Origin of the sequence: Clostridium sp. AM49-4BH, from assembly GCF_003478335.1 — a bacterium.
In the GTDB taxonomy this organism is placed as follows: Bacteria; Bacillota; Clostridia; order Lachnospirales; family Lachnospiraceae; genus Butyribacter.
This window is the reverse complement of sequence record NZ_QUFB01000015.1, coordinates 2171-20487: the sequence shown is the minus strand read 5'-3', so window position 1 is coordinate 20487 and position 18317 is coordinate 2171. Positions and strand designations below refer to the sequence as shown.

The following is an 18317-nucleotide window of genomic DNA, read 5'->3' as shown; positions in this document are numbered from 1 at the left end:
ACTGATAACAATTTCATCCTGCCGCAGGCACATCATTGCTTCGCTAGTTAATATATGTCGGCTGATCCGTACCATCTAACATGTCATAGATCAGATCTGTCGTCCGGCGTGTGGAACTGCCATCCAACAGGCCTAAGAAAAATTGACGAAAAGAATCATCCACAGAAGTTTTCGCCGGACTGATAAGTACTTCCTTCATCCTACTTATCAGCGTCTGCAGATCTTCTACGATCTCACCCGGTACAAACTCTGCGAAATCAAAATAAAGATCTCTCTCTCTCAAATACTCCTCAAGATCAAACGCATAAAAGATCATTGGAATATCTATCAATGCTGCCTCAAAAATAGACGAGCTATAGTCTGTCACCAACAGATCGGTGATAAATAACAGATCATTAATATTTTCTTTGCCGGTCAGATCAAAGAGACGATCTGCAAAATCGCATTCCCGGTACATCGAAAGATCGGAACGTACGAAAGGATGCTGCTTTACAAGCAACACGGTATCCGGCGGTAATGCATTCATCACAAGATCGATTGGAAATCGTTCCATCGGATAAAACGCCGTTTTATTACCACTTCCACGAAAAGTCGGTGCAAAGAGCACGATTTTTTTGTCTTTCCACTGCGGATAACGCTCATAAAGAGCCGCAACCGTTTCTTTGCGATAATCCTCATCAAAAAATACATCGGTACGTGGTATGCCTGTCTGACGAATATTATTAATGTGCATACCAAAGGCTTCACTGTAAAACGGTGCCATTGCAGATCCACTGACGATCGCCCGTGTATATGTTCTATGATTTCTCGTATTCTGTGCCAGATCCGTAAGCCCAAGCTCTGACAACCCAAACAGCTTAAATGCGCCACAGGCATGCCACAATTGCAGCACCTCAGTCTCCTGTCTGACGTTGAGTGCCCCTAGCTGCGGCACAAAATCTTCTAAAACGATCACCTTTGCCCCCGCTGCGAGATATGCACTTTTTTTCAGTTCCCTAAAAGTCAGTTTATCTACTGTCTTCGTTGTCAAAAACTCTTTTAACTCTGTCTTTCCCTCTTCCTGCAAAAGACTCCGAACCCGGTCCAGATTACCGCCTGCATCCACCTGTCTTTCCGACAGAAATAACACACCCTCCGGCGTGGTGATCTGTTTTACGGCACGAGCATACTGTCTGGCAAAATATCTGGTTTTGTGATCGCGAACACTATAATCATATCCCGTCCACGCCTTTACCATATCATTTGCATGATAAAAAATTGCCTTTTTACCGGATGCTTTCTGTGCTCTCGGGCTAAGCTTACCAATTCCTTTCGAGGCAAGCCAACCGGAACACAACCATACCGGCAGCAGCACTGTGCACAGACCAAACAACGCGCGCTTAACTATTCTGATCAAAACACGTGGTTGCTGATATAGGTCAAAAAACTGCTCTCCCCGCAGATTTCTTGAAACTTCTATTTCCTGCCACTGCATATTCTGATCCACATAACAAAGTGAAACCGACACATTCCGATCAGACTGCAATCCTTTTTTATCCGCAAACACGTACGCCAACTCCACTTTGGAGGTGCCTATAAACTTGCAATCTCCCTCCTTAGTCATTGTGCATTCTACAAACATTGGATAATACCGTTGCTTTTTCTTTTGTCCGTCGATGTCCTGTACAAAACTAAGCAGCATATGCATCCTCGCCGCAGTCGTTTTGTATCCTTTTAACTTTCCGGATACCGTCAGTTCATAGACAACCGATCGGTCTGTTTTGGTCACATCAGCAACAGCCTGCAGATTCTTTATCACGCTATCTCTCCATTCCTTTCTCAGCCTGTCAGCCCATCAATATTTTTTCACGCGCTGCTACAGGTGTCCTCCATATTACTTCTTCGTTCTTTTCTTCGTACTTTTCTTTGCCTTTTCCTTTTTTGTCACAGCAGCCACCTTAAAAGCACAGATCCGGTCAACCCGCTTCGTAGCTGAAGTAAACTGTACCGATTCAAAATTTACATATAAATACTTACCACTTACCGCAATCTCCTCATTCATCGACGGCATATTGATCACTTTATTGCGTTTGCCAAGTGTGATCTTACCGGCTCTTGCTTTTTTCAGATTCGGTTTGTACACATCCATCTGATGCAGATAGCCTCGTTTCGTCGAATTGGTCTGACAAGATCTCGACAGGATCAATCGTCCATTCGAAGTAAACGTTAATCCCTGTACACGGTTAGGAAGCTTAATACGCCCACATACGGTAAGCACCGGCTTACCGGTCTTGTCTGCGATCCGATAGGAGCCCAAATAGCCGGAATTACTTTCGCTATACGAAGCCACCCACAAAAGTCCCTTATAATACGTTACCGCAGCCGCCTGCTGCCCTAACGCATTCTTGGTCCCATACGCCTTAATCTCTAAATATTTCTTTTTAGCAACCGCCGCTTTTTTGATCTGAGCAAACGATATGCTGCGCAGATATGTCGACTGGCATATCCAAAGATTACGCCCGTCATAAGCAAGACCACCCGCATGTGTCTTATTTGGCAATACAACTGTCGTCAACAGTTTTTTACTGGATCTGCTCATAACATATACCACGGAATTATCGATTCTCTTGCTGTCATAAGCACTGACGAGTAAATACGAGCCGGCAAACGTCATTCCCTGCGGTACCATTGTTTTACTTCCAAATTCCAAAACGTTAGTATTTGTCATTCCCGGCAAAACGATACTCTTTGCATAGTTTAACTGTTTCTTTACAAAACTGCACGCCTTAACTGCTGCCGATCTCAAAAAAGCCTTTTTCGATTTATACAGCTTGGCACCGGTACTCGTCTTTGCTACAGCAATCGGTTTGACGCCGCTCTTCGTCGCCTTGCTGCTCTCATAATCTTTCTCTTTATAGGTGCGGTATGCTGTCATCGTGTAATAATATTTGGTACCGTTTTTGAGTCCGGTACGAAGATAACGGACCGTAGATTTTTCTTTCAAATCAGCTATAAGAACCGCCTGTGAACCATTAAACTGATAAATACGGTATCCTGTCGCACCATTTACCGCTGTCCACGTGAGCTTTACCCGGCCATTTCCGGCACGAAGCTTCATGGACGGTTTGGCAGGATTCGTCGTGGTCGAAATCTGCTCCGAATATTCTCCGGTGTTTTCCTCGTCTGCAAAATAGGTTCGAATGCGATAACGGTATGTGACACCCGATTTCAAGCCGGTATCCTTATATTCTAATGTCGTTGTGCTTCCTACTTTTGTTTCTACGCCATTTGCCTCTGTGCGGTAGATCAAATATCCGGTCGCACTCTCCACCTTCTCCCAGCCAAGTGTGATCGATGTGGAAGCATTTTTTATGATCGAAAATGTCGTAAGTGCTTCCGGCCGGGTAAACGTGTGAACCGGTTCTGCAAAGTGGCTCTGTTCTCCGCTTGACTGACGATAGGCACACACTGTGATATAAAATTCATCACCGGCTTTTCGGTCTTTCCACGTATATTTCTGCTCTTTCGTCTCATCTAAAAAAACATAAGCAGACTTCTCAAAATCATAATAATACACAAGATACGATGTCATTCCGGGCATTTCATCCCATGCTACCGTGATCGAGTCCGTGGTCGTTTCTGTTACTTCCAACCCGGTCAGCACATCTTTCTCTTCCAAAAATACAGCACCCTCCACCGGTGCGATCAAATCTACTCTATCCGGTGTATAGATTTCCTCGCCGGTCTCCTCTGCCTTTGCCATTGGGGCAGCCGTAAACCCTCCCAAAAGACTGCAGACAAGTGCAGCAACGATCATAACCGCTATTCTGGCTTTCCGTTTTCTGATGCTGTCAAACAACTGTAACATAATGCTTCATCCTCCATGCTCTACTCTTTCTGTAATATTGCAAATACTCTGTCAAGAGATCCGCCTTCTATATAATCATACTGTAATTTGGCAAAATCTTGGCGTTTTTGAGCATTATCCACATTTTTTTGCAAAAGCTGCAAAAGTTCTTCTGTCGAATATGCAATATCACCCGGAACCGTCGAACGATAGTCACGATAAAAACCGCGGTCATATTTGTCAAGGTCATAGGCAAATAATATAATCGGCTTATCTAAAAGCACATATTCCACAACGGTTGAAGAATAATCTGTGACCAAACAATCTGCGACCATATAAAGATCTGTTATATCACTATAGTCTGTCATATTCAGGCAATGTTCATGCAAGGTAATATTTTCTGACGGAAATTTCGGATGAAGTTTAACAAGAACATACCAATCATCTCCAAGTGTCTGACAGATTTTTGCAATGTCAAATTTTTCCAATAATTGTGCATTTTCCTCTGCCGTTGCCCGAAACGTCGGCGCATACAATAATACCTTTTTATCACGAAGGACCGGATACTGACGATATACATTCTCTGCTCGTCTTTTCTTGTCCTCTTCATCAAAATACGCATCCAAAACCGGAATGCCCGTTGCATAAATGCGATCTGTCGGAATGGCAAAAGCCTCACTATAATACGGTATGATCTGCGTCGAAGTGACAAACAGATGTGTCACATGCTTATTAGCCTCAGCAACCTGTTTACGAACATTCGGATTTTCTTCTGTAGAAAGACCAAATCGCTTAAACGCACCAGCACCATGCCACAACTGAATAATCTGCTGCCCCTCCGTATGCATATAGGCAAGCGGAAGCAGATTGTCATTGAGAAAGATCTTCCCGGCATCTGCCATATTCCACGGTACTTTTACAAAAAAACACAGTATTCCCTTAATCTTAGAACATATCCCTCCGTTCGGATGAAAGAGATCCTGCTTGCTAAATGCCACAATCTGACAGCCCTGATCACGTTTTGTAATCTCCTCAGACACCAACTCCAAATTACCATTCAGCCCATGGTTATGTCCATTAAAAAGTACAACTTTATTATGCATCTTCGCAAATTTTCGATGCAAATTATATATTCCCGCAAATACATAGTAACCTAACTGTTTCATACGACTTTTTTATTCCTTTCCAAACTCGCCAACGTTCATTGCCGGCAACTAACTTTATATTTTAACAGAATATCACTTTACTTGTAAATCCCCACTTCCGTACCACCTCTCGTATGCATACAATAATAGAAAACAAATTACCACTCGAAAGGAGGGCTCTATGAACCGAGTCTCTTCTATCATTCATTTAGATTATGCCAGACAACACGGTCTGACCGGGCAAGGGATCGGTGTTGCTATATTGGATACAGGCATTGATTTTCATCCGGATTTTTATTCTAAAGAAGGCGGATATCGTCTTGCCGGTTTTCTGGATCTGGTCAATCATAAAACACACTATTACGATGACAATGGACATGGAACACACACTACCGGCATTTTGACCGGTAACGGCTCCGTCTCAAACGGACTCTACTGTGGTGTTGCACCGGAATGTCATTTTTATTCCATCAAAGTGCTTGGCAAAAACGGCGAAGGGCATATTGAACACGTCTTAGAAGCCATTCACTGGCTGTTACAGCACTACAAAGAATATAATATCCGCATCGTTAATATTTCCATCGGCAGTACCCGCGGCCGACAGTTTGACGAAAACTCTCCTCTCGTAAAAAGTGTCAACTCTCTGTGGGAACACGGTCTTGTTGTCCTCACAGCTGCCGGAAATCATGGCCCGGCTCCCGGAAGTATTGGTGCACCGGGCAACAGCCGTAAGATCATTACCGTTGGCTCTTCCGACCCGTTACAGTATCGTTTTGACTCCGACTATTCCAGCCGCGGTCCAACCAATAGCTGTATAAAAAAACCGGATATTGTAGCACCGGGATCACGCATTGTCAGTCTCGCTGCAGGCTCCTCCTATCAGGCCAAAAGCGGCACATCTATGTCAACACCGATCGTAGCCGGATGCATCGCTCTCCTGTTAGAAAAATATCCGGATCTGACGAATCGCGAAATAAAGCTGCACCTTCGCAACACCGCACTCGATCTTGGATACAGCCATACGAGACAGGGCTGGGGACTGATTCAATGCGACCTCATGCTTTCCACTCCGCCAACAAGACTATAAAAAAGCAAAGCCAGCGCTTTGCATAACACCACATTGTGAGCGGTTTCCTATAAAGATTAATGTAAAAAGAGCCTTCGTGCATCGGAAACGTCATCATGCTCGAATGACATTCCCGATACACGGAAGGCTCTTATCTGATATCTTTTATGCCAAAACACGATCCAGCTCTTTGACAAATTCAGCCATTTCATGCTTGGAAAACTGTGCATCCGCACCTAGCTGCTCTCCTTTGTGGCGCATCTCTTCATTGATCAATGAAGAGAAAATAATGACCGGAATATCTTTGTACGCAGGCGTCTCTTTGATCAGCTTGAGCAGACGGTGTCCATCCATCTGCGGCATCTCAATATCCGTCACGACACATGCAACCTTCTCTTTTAAGGTTCCCTCTTGACGGTACTGCTCCAGCAGCTCCCACAACTCCAATCCATTATTTAACGGCATCAGATTCGTAAATCCCGCTGCCGTAAGTCCATCATAGATCATTAAACTCAAAAACTGAGAATCCTCTGCATACAAAATCGGTTTGTTATTCTTTGGACGCGACCCTAACCGCTCAATATCCGACAACTGAATGCCTGCCTCCGGTGAGATCTGTGCCACAATATTTTCAAAATCCAACAATATCACAAGATGCTTATCAATGTTAATAATACCTGTGATCATGCTTGTTCGCGAATTACTGATCAAACGATCCGGCTTCACGATCTGTGACCAATTCACACGATGGATCCCCACTACGCTATGTACATGAAAAGCGGCATTCGTTCCATTAAAGGATGTCACCAAAAACATATCTGTCTTCTTCTCTTCGCGCTCATTCATTCCCAGACACTTCGCCAGATTGACAACAGTAATTGTCTCTCCGCGCGTACTAAATGCTCCCTCCACAAAAGGATGTGCATTCGGGATTGGCGTTAATTCTGTATAACTGATGATCTCGCGGATCTTTGCCACATTGATTCCATAGTTATGTCCGTCCACGACAAACTCCAAAATCTCCAATTCATTTGTTCCACTCTCTAATAAAATATTTGTATCCATAGTAATGCAAACCTCCGATCTGACTCCACTATTCCCCATTCACATATTTCGTAACGAGCAAAATATGATTCTATGTATACGTATATTTTACATGACTACACACTGTTTTGCAAGCGGACACTCAAATATCCCACAATTTTCTCACCGGCAGCCCTGTCATCTTCTCCAATCTTTCTACACTTGGCTTATAGAAAGCATCCATCTTACGTTTCTGTTCATCTGTCATCTTGTCGTGATTTTCGATCGTTGTATAACGCTGTACCCATCTCGCAAATCGAAAAAATAATTTTTGCTTTTTACTGCGTGTCGTATTTTCCTTTCGCCCACGGATCGACGCATAATACCGATAATTGATATATGCCCCCAGCCAGTTGGCAGAAACAGCACTGCCCTCATTGCTGTTTGGCATTTGTTCCACACAGATCGGATGTTTCACACCGATAAACTCTTGAATCTCCTTCATCTGCTCTTCGGAGTTCCGCATCAGTTCTTCCATCACAACAACCTTGATCTGTTCCGGTCGAAAGTATTGCAAATACTCATTGATCCATTTGTCATACTGAAAACGATCTTTACGCTCCGTATAAATCTCCTCATTTGCAAACTTGGTAAATAATTTGACCGAATAACGGCGAAATCCCCGATAATAGCGAACATATCGATAATGTCTCGGTCTGCGCATTAACATTTTATAATAAGAAAACGTCGCAAGCGACGGCTGTCGTACCAAAAAAAGCAGCTTGACCTCCGGTCCAAAACACTCATACACATTGCGTGCCGATCCATGATAGGACGGCTCGATATCCCCATATAATTTATCTGGATTCTGCTCTGGAAAATATTTGTGGCGGAACCGTTCCGGCGCATCATCATATTTGTTACGCCAATGCATATAGAACGTCTCCTTCCCCTTTGGAAGTACGATCTCCGGACATTCACGTAATGCATTGCTAAGCGATGTCGTGCCGCACTTCGTGAAGCCCACACATAAGAAATCCATATGCGGATTTTCCTGCCGAGAAATCTCTGCAAACACTTCATAATCCACCAGCAAAATACGTACTGCACCAAACTGCTTAGCTGCTTCCACAGCCTCTTCATGCGCCTCTTCATGTAAACGGACGATCACATACAATGCCTTTGCCCGTGCCGTGGTCATTGTCGTGTCCACACAAGGTGTTCCAAGAATTTTTTTCGGTGCCGTCAGCGGAATAAACGTAAGCACTTCCTTGATCTGTGGTTGAAACGGCAGATGTCCGGCAAACCTTAGCAATACACGGGCTACCCTTTTGTGCTGCACGATCACAAGATCTTCTTCCTCTTCAAATACTTTTGTCAACTCCTCTTTCGTATGGATTTCTTTCATTTCGCATTTTTCCATCACAATTGTTTCCTTTCTTCCTTGTTCCCCATATATTTTTTCTCTATCCTTTTCCCTCACTCTCGTTCCCCATATATTTCTTCTCTATCCTTTTCCCTCACTCTCATTCCCCATATTTTTTTCTATCCTTTACCCTCTTCCCTCACATATTACTTCTTCACTATGTCATACTTCCGTCATATTTGTAATATTTTTTTGACATTTTAGCCAAAATCTACTACAATACATACTGCATATTACGAACAGGTACATAACAAACAAATTCGTATTGTACCAAATCACCCTGACCGGGTGGTCGTGGGAGTATGGAGGATGATTATGAATAACATTATTTTAATTGGTATGCCGGGCGTCGGCAAAAGCACTGTCGGCGTTGTATTGGCAAAAACACTCGGATACGCATTTCTTGATTCTGATTTGTTGATCCAGGAACGGGAGGGACTCCTGCTTCATGAAATCATTGAAAAATACGGATTGGAGCGTTTTAATCAGATCGAGTCTGAGGTAAATGCATCTATCGAAGCAGAAGACACTGTCATTGCCACCGGTGGCAGCGTTGTATATGGCACCGAAGCGATGATGCACCTAAAAGCCCTCGGAACGGTCGTCTATCTTAAACTATCCTATGAAGAATTGACCGAACGTCTTGGTGATCTCAATAAACGTGGCGTTTCCATCCGTCCCGGAGAGACTTTGGAAACCCTGTACGAAGAACGTATTCCTATTTATGAGCGCTATGCAGATGTGACTGTAGACTGCGAAGATCTGTCGATCCGCGATATCGTCAAAAAGATCACTTATCTTTTCTAAACCATCGGCAGCCATATCTGGTTCAAAAGCGCAACTATAACATTGAGCAGCAAGCCGCCAATGATCGGATGAAGCCATCGCTTGATCAGTTCAAACAACGGCAACTGCTCAAAATTTTTGCAAAGGTAATCCCCTATCGAATATACGATCCCCGACGCACAAATACTGCATACAAATCCTGAGAAAGCAATCAAAATCCCATCTATGATATTCTGATGAATCCCATAGCCGATCAAATAGCCAACACCGGTAAGTATCTTACACAGGATCGACCCCGGCAATACATTCGCAATGGCAACCAATTGTTGATAAAATACCCCTTCCTTTACCATCCCGGTGTCTACAAATACACCATCTGCAACAGTCAGATAAGCATCGCCTCCTCCGTAAGACAAAAAAGACGAATACATTCCCTTAAGCAGATAATCCGCAGCGGGTGAAAATAAAATGATCATCGGCAGCGTACATGCAACAAGAAAACACAGCCATACAACAATGTCTCCGATAGTCTCCTTACCAATTCCAAACAAAGTCGTTCCAATCGATCCTACCGCATGCATTCCTTTCATTCGCTGAATATACGTAACATATAGTTTTCCTATGGTAACCATGATCATGAGTATCACTAAAATGCCTTTTACCGGTGCCACCTCATAATGCCGTTCTAAGCAAACACAGGCGAGATACGCACCGATCAATATTCCCGGCACCAAAACACGCTTCACTGAATACCGCCCCTGTGTCCACAAAATAAAAAACAGTGCCAGACCCAGAATACTAACTGTAGAAAGTACAAATAACGGCCTGGCGTGAATTCCCATCAGACGGTACAGATTTTTGCCACCACAGAGCAAAAATACTGCTACAAATATCAGAAGCACCTTTCCAAATCGTTTTCGGCTCTCCTGCATCGCCTCGTGGGCAATACCGCAAATGTAGCGAAACAACAGATAGATCAAAAATAAACTAACCGCTTTGGTAAACACAGATAACCAACGTATTGTCTGCTCATCAATATGTTCCATCATCGCTAACAGTGCAACGGTAGCCACAGCTCCCGGAAGTGCGACCAGACTGGCAGCAAGCAGCATACAAGCTCTTCCATACTTGCGGCCAATACCGCAGGCAATCTCCACAGGAAGTGCCCCGGGCGTAATACTTGCTGCCAAAACCGCCTCGTCATATTCTTCTTTCGTGACGTACAGTTTCTTCGTCACAAACTCCTTTTCCATAACCGGGATCAACGCATTGCCACCTCCAAAGCCGATCACACCGACTCGCAGCATAGCCTGCATCAATCCCCTGATCCTTGTACCTCTCATTACTGACAAAACTCCCAAAGTTCATCTACCACTTCTTCTACACTTCGATTGGTTGTATCCACGATAATGTCCGGATGCTCCGGTGGCTCATACGGACTGGAAATACCCGAAAATTCAGCAATTTCTCCACTTCTCGCCTTTTTGTACAGCCCCTTCACATCTCTGCGCTCACATTCTTCTAAGGATGTGCTCACATACACCTCAACAAACGGCTCTCCAATAATTTCCCGCGCCTTTCGTCGTTCTTCCCGGAACGGAGAAATAAATGACACTAATACGATCAGTCCGGCATCATTCATCAGTTTTGCCACTTCACTGACCCGACGGATATTTTCAATACGGTCCTTCTCCTCAAAACCAAGATCTTGATTCAGTCCCATCCTCACATTGTCTCCATCCAACGTCATTGTGAATCTTCCCTCTGCAGCAAGACGTTTTTCCAAAGCATTTGCAATCGTTGACTTACCGGCACCAGATAATCCGGTCAACCATATTGTCTTTGGCTTTTGATTCATATGTTCTGCACGATACTGTGGTGTGATGTCCATCTTCTGCCAAACGACATGATCCTCCCGCTGCAAACGCTGCTCAATCGTTCCACAAGCTGAAGTCATATGACTAACACGATCAATTAAAATGAAACCGCCCAGTTCCTTATGATGTGCAAAAAGATCATAAACGATCTTTTCCTGACAATTGATCTCACACACTGCCATTTCATTTTTGAAAATTTTATCTGCCGGGACCTCATTCCCCTCATTGACTTCTATTTTGGCACGGATCTTCATAACCACTGCGGGTACTGATTTCGTCCCTACTTTTAAGAGATAATTACGCCCTGCGATCAATGGTTTATCATCCATCCACAAAAGCTTACCGATAAACATATGCCCTACTTGCAGCGATGCATTGCGATATAACATGCATCCCCTGGATACATCCACCTCTCGGTCTAAACATATTGTTACCGCCTGCCCTTTTATCGCATGTTCCACGGATCTGTCCGTGTTAAAAATCTGCGTCACTTTCGCTGTTTCGCCACTCGGCAGCGTCCTTATTTCGTCTCCTACAGATAACTCTCCAACCTCGATCTGCCCTGCGAACCCACGAAAATCCTTGTTGGGACGACACACCCTCTGCACCGGCATTACAAAGCCATTTTGTGCTTCCTCCGTTTGCACATCTACTGTTTCCAAATAATGCAACAGCGTATCTCCCTTATACCACGGCATATGCTTGGACGGGCTGGTAATATTATCTCCTGCTGTCGCAGATACCGGAATGATATAACTTTGGAACGCATACTCTGCTGTCAGTTTCTTGATCTGTTTACAAACCTTATCATATCTGTCCTGTTTATAGGACACTAAGTCCATTTTATTGATCGCATACACAACGGATCGTATTCCCATCATTGCACAGATACGTGTATGCCGTTTCGTCTGAGATAACACACCTTTTGTTGCGTCGATCAAGATGACTGCCAGATCTGCAAAAGATGCCCCAACCGCCATATTTCTCGTATATTCCTCATGTCCCGGTGTATCTGCCACGATAAAAGCTCGTTCCTTTGTCGTGAAATAGCGATACGCCACATCTATCGTAATTCCCTGCTCCCGCTCGGCCATTAGTCCGTCTAACAACAACGAATAATCAATCTGTCCTTCGGTACTGCCTACTCGGCTGTCTAATTCCAGTGCCCTCTTTTGATCGGCAAAAAGCAGTTTGGCATCATATAACATATGCCCGATCAATGTAGACTTTCCGTCATCTACGCTGCCACATGTAATAAATTTCAATAAGCTTTGCATCGTTATCCTCTCACTTCCATATTTCGTAATTTATGCCTTATGATCTGTTCCTTCTCTTCCTATCTCGTAAGGTTTTCTTTCAGATCCGCATATTTATATTCAACGCCAGATCGTAACAGGCAACGTATTATACTAAAAATAGCCCTCTCGTTTTCTGCGTTCCATACTTCCTGCCGCCTCATTGTCGATCACGCGGCTCGTCCGCTCTGAGGATACGGCGCCAAGCGTCTCTTCAATAATCTCATCTAACGTATCCGCATCCGATTCCACACCTCCGGTGAGCGGATAACATCCCAACGTTCGAAATCGTATTTTACGCATTTGCGGTTTCTCTCCCGGCAGCAAACGCATACGGTCATCATCCACCATAATTAAATTGCCATCGCGTTCCACCACAGGTCTTTCTTTTGCAAAATACAAGGAAGGGATTTCAATATTTTCCTTACGAATATATTGCCAGATATCTTTCTCTGTCCAATTGGACAACGGGAAAACACGAACTTCTTCCCCCTGAAACAATTGCGTATTAAATAACTTCCACATCTCCGGCCGCTGGTTCTTTGGATCCCAGCCATGTTCACTATTTCTAAATGAAAAAATACGTTCTTTCGCTCTAGATTTTTCTTCGTCGCGACGACCGCCTCCAAATGCTGCATCAAAATGATATTTGTCCAACGCCTGCTTAAGTGCCTGCGTTTTCATGATATCTGTATATGCAGATCCATGATCAAATGGGTTGATCCCCTGCTTTACCCCCTCTTCATTCGTATAAACTAACATACGGAGCCCATATTTTTGCGCCATCTTATCTCGAAACGTAATCATCTCGTGAAATTTCCACGTAGTATCTATATGTAAAAAAGGAAACGGAGCTGCTCCGGGTAAAACGCTTTCAACGCCAAATGCAACATCACCGAACTGTCCTTTCCGATCGAATACAACATCACCGGATTCTCACATTCCGCTGCTACTTCCCGAATAATATAAATCGCTTCCGCTTCCAAATTATCCAAATGAGACAATCTGTCTTTCATTTTTATCCTTCTTTCTTGACATTATTATCAGACGATACCTTTCATATTAAGAACAAACTCTTACAACATCTCCCTAATACTTCATCATTCATCAGTCCGATTTCGTCAAAAAAAATAATATCGACCAAATTTGACATTAATTGGAATAAAATGTGTCAAATTTGGTTCAGATTTGTGTCATTTTTTTGTCAGCCATTTTTTGCCGTTTTATTGTCCCCTCCTTGAATTGCTTCATTATCAGTCCTCTTTGTATCGCTTCATTATCAAGCCTTTTTTTATCGCTTTATTGTCAGTCCTCTTTGTATCGCTTCATTATCAAGTCTTTTTTTATCGCTTTATTGTCAGTCCTCTTTGTATCATCTCATTGTCAATCCTCTTTGTATCACCTTATTATAAGTCCTCTTTCGTAATAATCTGTTCTTTTTTATAGGTCACCATCCTCATGGTCAGCCAAGGGCGACATCTAACACCATCATCAACGCAAATCCAACCGCTGCGCCGATCGTTCCAATATTGCTATGTTCCCCCGCCTGCGATTCCGGTATCAACTCGTCGATCACGACATATATCATCGCCCCTGCCGCAAACGATAATAAATATGGCAAAATCGGAGAGATCAGCCCGGCGATCAAAATTGTAATAAATCCCCCGATCGGTTCCACAATACCGGAAAGCATCCCGCAGATAAACGCTCTTTTCCGGCTCATTCCTTCTGCGCATAACGGCAGAGAAATAATGGCTCCCTCTGGAAAGTTCTGAATGGCAATACCGATAGCTAAGGCAAAAGCTGCCGCTGTCGAAATGCCGGATCCCTGTAAGGCAGCCCCCGCATATGCGACGCCAACGCTCATTCCCTCCGGAATATTATGCAGAGTAACCGCAAATAGCATCATCGTTGTTTTGGATATATGTCCCTTTTTTACTGATATTCCCTCCGGCTCTGTACTTTTCAGATGTAAATGCGGTATTACCGTATCCAAAAGCAATAAAAATGCAATGCCAACCAAAAATCCTACCAAAGCCGGCAGCCATGCCACACCATTTCTCGCCTTTTGCATATCTATCGATGGGATCAACAAAGACCACACCGATGCTGCGATCATCACCCCCGATGCAAAACCTAACAATAATTTTTCTAACTTGGGTGCAATATTATCTTTCAGCAGAAAAACCATTGCTGCACCAAGTGTAGTTCCCATAAAGGGTATTGCTAATACAAATAATTCTGATGTATTGATATTCATAGTAATCTTACTTTCCCTTCTGCCAACATATTTGCAAATGTGTTAGTTATAGCTAACCCAATGAGTATACTACCATAATATGCTGTTAAGGTCAAAATGTCACATTTATTGCTGACATAATAAGCGATATGTAGTTTTGCAATAACTTCCGGGATGGCAAGTTTGAGTAAGTAATACGTTACGAGTATTTTCCTATATCAAAAAAAGACATAGCCGAAACCATGTCTTTCTTAGTATCCTCTTAAACACTCAAAACTGCATATAGTATCTTTCATCCACAAAGTTGAACTTGTTCTTGGTATTCCGGCATCGTCCTTGCCTCTTCGCGGGGTCATTATCTTCCCACTCAGATGCCTTATGCCTTCGTTCCTACGCTCAGATGTTACTGCCTTTTCGCGGTCATTCATATCTGAGACTCCACTCCAGCGTCGTCTACGCCTCCTCGCGGGGTCATTCATAAACTCGCTTCGCTCGTTTATTTCATGCCTTTTCCCACTCAGATGCCTGTCTGCTCTTTCAACCAGCCATTGAAAATTCTTTTCATGGCTACTTTCTTTCGCAGACCGACGCCTTCGTTCCTTTTTGGTCAAGCCCTCGACCTATTAGTGACAGTCAGCTCCATGTGTTACCACACTTCCACCTCTGCCCTATCTACCTCGTCGTCTTCAAGGGGTCTTACTGGATTAACTCCAGGGATATCTTATCTTAAGGGGGGCTTCACGCTTAGATGCCTTCAGCGTTTATCCCTTCCAGACTTGGCTACCCTGCTATGCCATTGGTATGACAACAGATACACCAGCGGTCCGTCCAGCCCGGTCCTCTCGTACTAAGGCCAGCTCCTTTCAGATATCCTACGCCCGCGCCGGATAGGGACCGAACTGTCTCACGACGTTCTGAACCCAGCTCGCGTACCGCTTTAATGGGCGAACAGCCCAACCCTTGGGACCTGCTACAGCCCCAGGATGCGATGAGCCGACATCGAGGTGCCAAACCACTCCGTCGATGTGAACTCTTGGGAGTGATTAGCCTGTTATCCCCAGGGTAGCTTTTATCCGTTGAGCGATGGCAATCCCACTTTCTACCACCGGATCACTAAGTCCTACTTTCGTACCTGCTCGGTCCGTCGACCTCGCAGTCAAGCTCCCTTCTGCCTTTGCACTCTTCGAATGGTTTCCAACCATTCTGAGGGAACCTTTGAGCGCCTCCGATACCCTTTCGGAGGCGACCGCCCCAGTCAAACTCCCCGCCTGACGTTGTCCCTCCACCGGTTCACGGTGGCAGGTTAGAAACCCAGTACTACAAGGGCGGTATCCCAACAGCGACTCTGATACAACTGGCGTTATATCTTCCTAGTCTCCCGCCTATCCTGTACATGCAGTACCGAATCCCAGCATCAAACTGGAGTAAAGCTCCATGGGGTCTTTCCGTCCTGGCGCGGGTAACCAGCATCTTCACTGGTATTTCAATTTCACCGGATGCATTGTCGAGACAGTGCCCAAATCATTACGCCTTTCGTGCGGGTCGGAACTTACCCGACAAGGAATTTCGCTACCTTAGGACCGTTATAGTTACGGCCGCCGTTTACTGGGGCTTAAGTTCGAACCTTCGAGTTGCCTCTAAGCTCTCCCCTTAACCTTCCAGCACCGGGCAGGCGTCAGCTCATATACTTCACCTTTCGGTTTCGCATAAACCTGTGTTTTTGCTAAACAGTTGCTTGGGCCAATTCTCTGCGGCCTACATTCGTAGGCACCCCTTCTCCCGAAGTTACGGGGTCATTTTGCCGAATTCCTTAACAATGCTTCTTCCGTCGGCCTTAGGATTCTCTCCTCATCCACCTGTGTCGGTTTACGGTACGGGTTCATGATACGCAATAGCGGCTTTTCCTGACAGTGACTCCACACGCTTCGCTACTTTTAAGTTCGCTACGCTTCACGCATTCGCCTTATACATGGGGGTTTTCCCTCCCATGAAGCTACCTCGCTTGCACCGGTTTTTCCATTCCCGGCTCGTCCTTTGTCTCTGTGTCCCCACAGTTCTGATATCATGAAGTACAGGAATCTAAACCTGTTGTCCATCGACTACGTCTTTCGACCTCGCCTTAGGCCCCGACTTACCCAGAGCAGATCAGCTTTACTCTGGAAACCTTAGATATTCGGCCGAAAGGATTCTCACCTTTCTCTCGCTACTCATTCCGGCATTCTCTCTTCTTATCTCTCCACTGCTCCTTTCGGTACAGCTTCTTCGTGATAAGAATGCTCCTCTACCAATCTCTCGATTCCACGGCTTCGGTGTTGTGTTTCAGCCCCGGACATTTTCGGCGCAGGGACTCTCGACTAGTGAGCTGTTACGCACTCTTTGAATGAATGGCTGCTTCTGAGCCAACATCCTAGTTGTCTTCGAATCCCCACATCCTTTTCCACTTAACACACACTTTGGGACCTTAGCCGGTGGTCTGGGCTCTTTCCCTTTTGACTACCCAACTTATCTCGTGCAGTCTGACTCCGTTACATCATCTGGCTGGCATTCGGAGTTTGATATCCTTTAGTAAGCTTTGACGCCCCCGCAGGAATTCAGTGCTCTACCTCCAGCAGACTAATAACAGGCTAGTCCTAAAACTATTTCGAGGAGAACCAGCTATCTCCGGGTTCGATTGGAATTTCTCCCCTACCCACACCTCATCACCACCCTTTTCAACGGATGTGTGTTCGGTCCTCCACCACCTTTTACAGCAGCTTCAACCTGGACATGGGTAGATCACCCGGTTTCGGGTCTATGCTATGTGACTTGACGCCCTGTTAAGACTCGGTTTCCCTTCGGCTTCACAGTTTCTCTGCTTAACCTTGCCACACCGCATAACTCGCCGGACCGTTCTACAAAAAGTACGCGGTTGTGCATATATAGCACTTCCACAGCTTGTAGACACAGGGTTTCAGGTTCTCTTTCACTCCCCTCCCGGGGTTCTTTTCACCTTTCCTTCACAGTACTATGCGCTATCGGTCACTAAGTAGTATTTAGCCTTGGGGGGTGGTCCCCCCGACTTCCCACAAGGTTCCACGTGTCTCGTGGTACTCCGGATACTGCCGCTGCCTTCCAATTTCGATTACGAGGCTTTCACTCTCTATGGCGGGCTTTCCCAAAACCCTTCTTCTATCTTTCAGCTCACTTTTGCAGTCCATTACCCCGGATCGCACGCGATCCGGTTTAGGCTCTTTCCCTTTCGCTCGCCGCTACTCAGAAAATCGATGTTTCTTTCTCTTCCTCCGGGTACTTAGATGTTTCAGTTCCCCGGGTTCCCTTCCATACGTTATGTATTGGCGTATGGATGACTGAGGTTTGCTCAGCCGGGTTTCCCCATTCAGAAATCTGCGGATCACGGAATATTTGCTTCTCCCCGCAGCTTATCGCAGCTTGTCACGTCTTTCTTCGGCTCTTAGTGCCAAGGCATCCACCCTGCGCCCTTATCAGCTTGACCTGATTAAGAACTTTGTTCTCGTTCGATGTATAGCGTTACATCTTTTTTTCTTTGCTTGTCAATTAATTCTTCAGAATTATTTGGCTTGGATGTCTGACAAATCATATCTCTATGATTTATTCTTCTATATGCAGTTTTCAA

General features: G+C 44.8%; 10 protein-coding genes, 1 rRNA gene and 1 pseudogene. 2 read left to right on the top strand and 10 right to left on the bottom strand.

Translation table 11 applies throughout. The annotated features are described in order from the left end of the window. Nucleotides 1-43: 43 nt before the first annotated feature. The 3 genes from DW981_RS06040 to DW981_RS06030 all read right to left on the bottom strand — a co-directional run bounded on the left by DW981_RS06040 (nucleotide 44) and on the right by DW981_RS06030 (nucleotide 4992). Nucleotides 44-1798 carry a CDP-glycerol glycerophosphotransferase family protein gene (locus DW981_RS06040; protein WP_118507102.1) on the bottom strand — a complete coding sequence of 585 codons (1755 nt, stop codon included), beginning with the start codon at nucleotides 1796-1798 and terminating at the stop codon, nucleotides 44-46. A 75-nt stretch (nucleotides 1799-1873) separates the two neighbouring features. Next, nucleotides 1874-3847 carry a hypothetical protein gene (locus DW981_RS06035; protein WP_118507101.1) on the bottom strand — a complete coding sequence of 658 codons (1974 nt, stop codon included), beginning with the start codon at nucleotides 3845-3847 and terminating at the stop codon, nucleotides 1874-1876. A 20-nt stretch (nucleotides 3848-3867) separates the two neighbouring features. Next, nucleotides 3868-4992: a CDP-glycerol glycerophosphotransferase family protein gene (locus DW981_RS06030; protein ID WP_118507100.1), complete on the bottom strand. Its 1125-nt coding sequence runs from the start codon at nucleotides 4990-4992 to the stop codon at nucleotides 3868-3870. A 160-nt stretch (nucleotides 4993-5152) separates the two neighbouring features. Between DW981_RS06030 and DW981_RS06025 the strand changes: the two genes are divergently transcribed. Continuing rightward, the gene (locus DW981_RS06025) at nucleotides 5153-6058 is read left to right on the top strand and encodes a S8 family peptidase (protein WP_118507099.1); all 906 of its coding nucleotides are present in this window, start codon (nucleotides 5153-5155) and stop codon (nucleotides 6056-6058) included. A 144-nt stretch (nucleotides 6059-6202) separates the two neighbouring features. On the opposite strand, the gene DW981_RS06020 is transcribed toward DW981_RS06025, so the two are convergent. Both DW981_RS06020 and DW981_RS06015 read right to left on the bottom strand, forming a co-directional pair. Beyond that, nucleotides 6203-7102, bottom strand: coding sequence for a chemotaxis protein (locus tag DW981_RS06020; RefSeq protein WP_118507098.1), 900 nt, complete (start codon nucleotides 7100-7102; stop codon nucleotides 6203-6205). Nucleotides 7103-7223: 121 nt separating this feature from the next. After that, nucleotides 7224-8543, bottom strand: a complete 1320-nt coding sequence (locus DW981_RS06015; protein ID WP_118507097.1) for a sulfotransferase domain-containing protein — start codon at nucleotides 8541-8543, stop codon at nucleotides 7224-7226. Nucleotides 8544-8801: 258 nt separating this feature from the next. Here DW981_RS06015 and DW981_RS06010 point away from each other — a divergent pair, with 258 nt between their 5' ends. Further along, nucleotides 8802-9293 (top strand): shikimate kinase, encoded by a 492-nt coding sequence (locus DW981_RS06010; RefSeq protein ID WP_118507096.1) that lies wholly within the window; start codon nucleotides 8802-8804, stop codon nucleotides 9291-9293. Here DW981_RS06010 and DW981_RS06005 read toward each other — a convergent pair. The 5 genes and pseudogenes from DW981_RS06005 to DW981_RS05985 all read right to left on the bottom strand — a co-directional run bounded on the left by DW981_RS06005 (nucleotide 9290) and on the right by DW981_RS05985 (nucleotide 18176). Continuing rightward, nucleotides 9290-10615, bottom strand: coding sequence for a chromate transporter (locus DW981_RS06005; RefSeq protein ID WP_118507095.1), 1326 nt, complete (start codon nucleotides 10613-10615; stop codon nucleotides 9290-9292). The genes DW981_RS06010 and DW981_RS06005 overlap by 4 nt on opposite strands. Then, the gene (gene cysC / locus DW981_RS06000; RefSeq protein ID WP_022024658.1) at nucleotides 10615-12426 is read right to left on the bottom strand and encodes an adenylyl-sulfate kinase; all 1812 of its coding nucleotides are present in this window, start codon (nucleotides 12424-12426) and stop codon (nucleotides 10615-10617) included. Before cysC ends, DW981_RS06005 begins: the two co-directional genes overlap by 1 nt. 132 nt (nucleotides 12427-12558) lie before the next feature. Continuing rightward, nucleotides 12559-13460: pseudogene (cysD, locus tag DW981_RS05995) on the bottom strand (sulfate adenylyltransferase subunit CysD). 446 nt (nucleotides 13461-13906) lie between these two features. Then, nucleotides 13907-14704 carry a ZIP family metal transporter gene (locus DW981_RS05990; RefSeq protein WP_022024661.1) on the bottom strand — a complete coding sequence of 266 codons (798 nt, stop codon included), beginning with the start codon at nucleotides 14702-14704 and terminating at the stop codon, nucleotides 13907-13909. Nucleotides 14705-15286: 582 nt separating this feature from the next. Beyond that, nucleotides 15287-18176, bottom strand: a 23S ribosomal RNA gene (locus DW981_RS05985). Nucleotides 18177-18317: the final 141 nt, after the last annotated feature.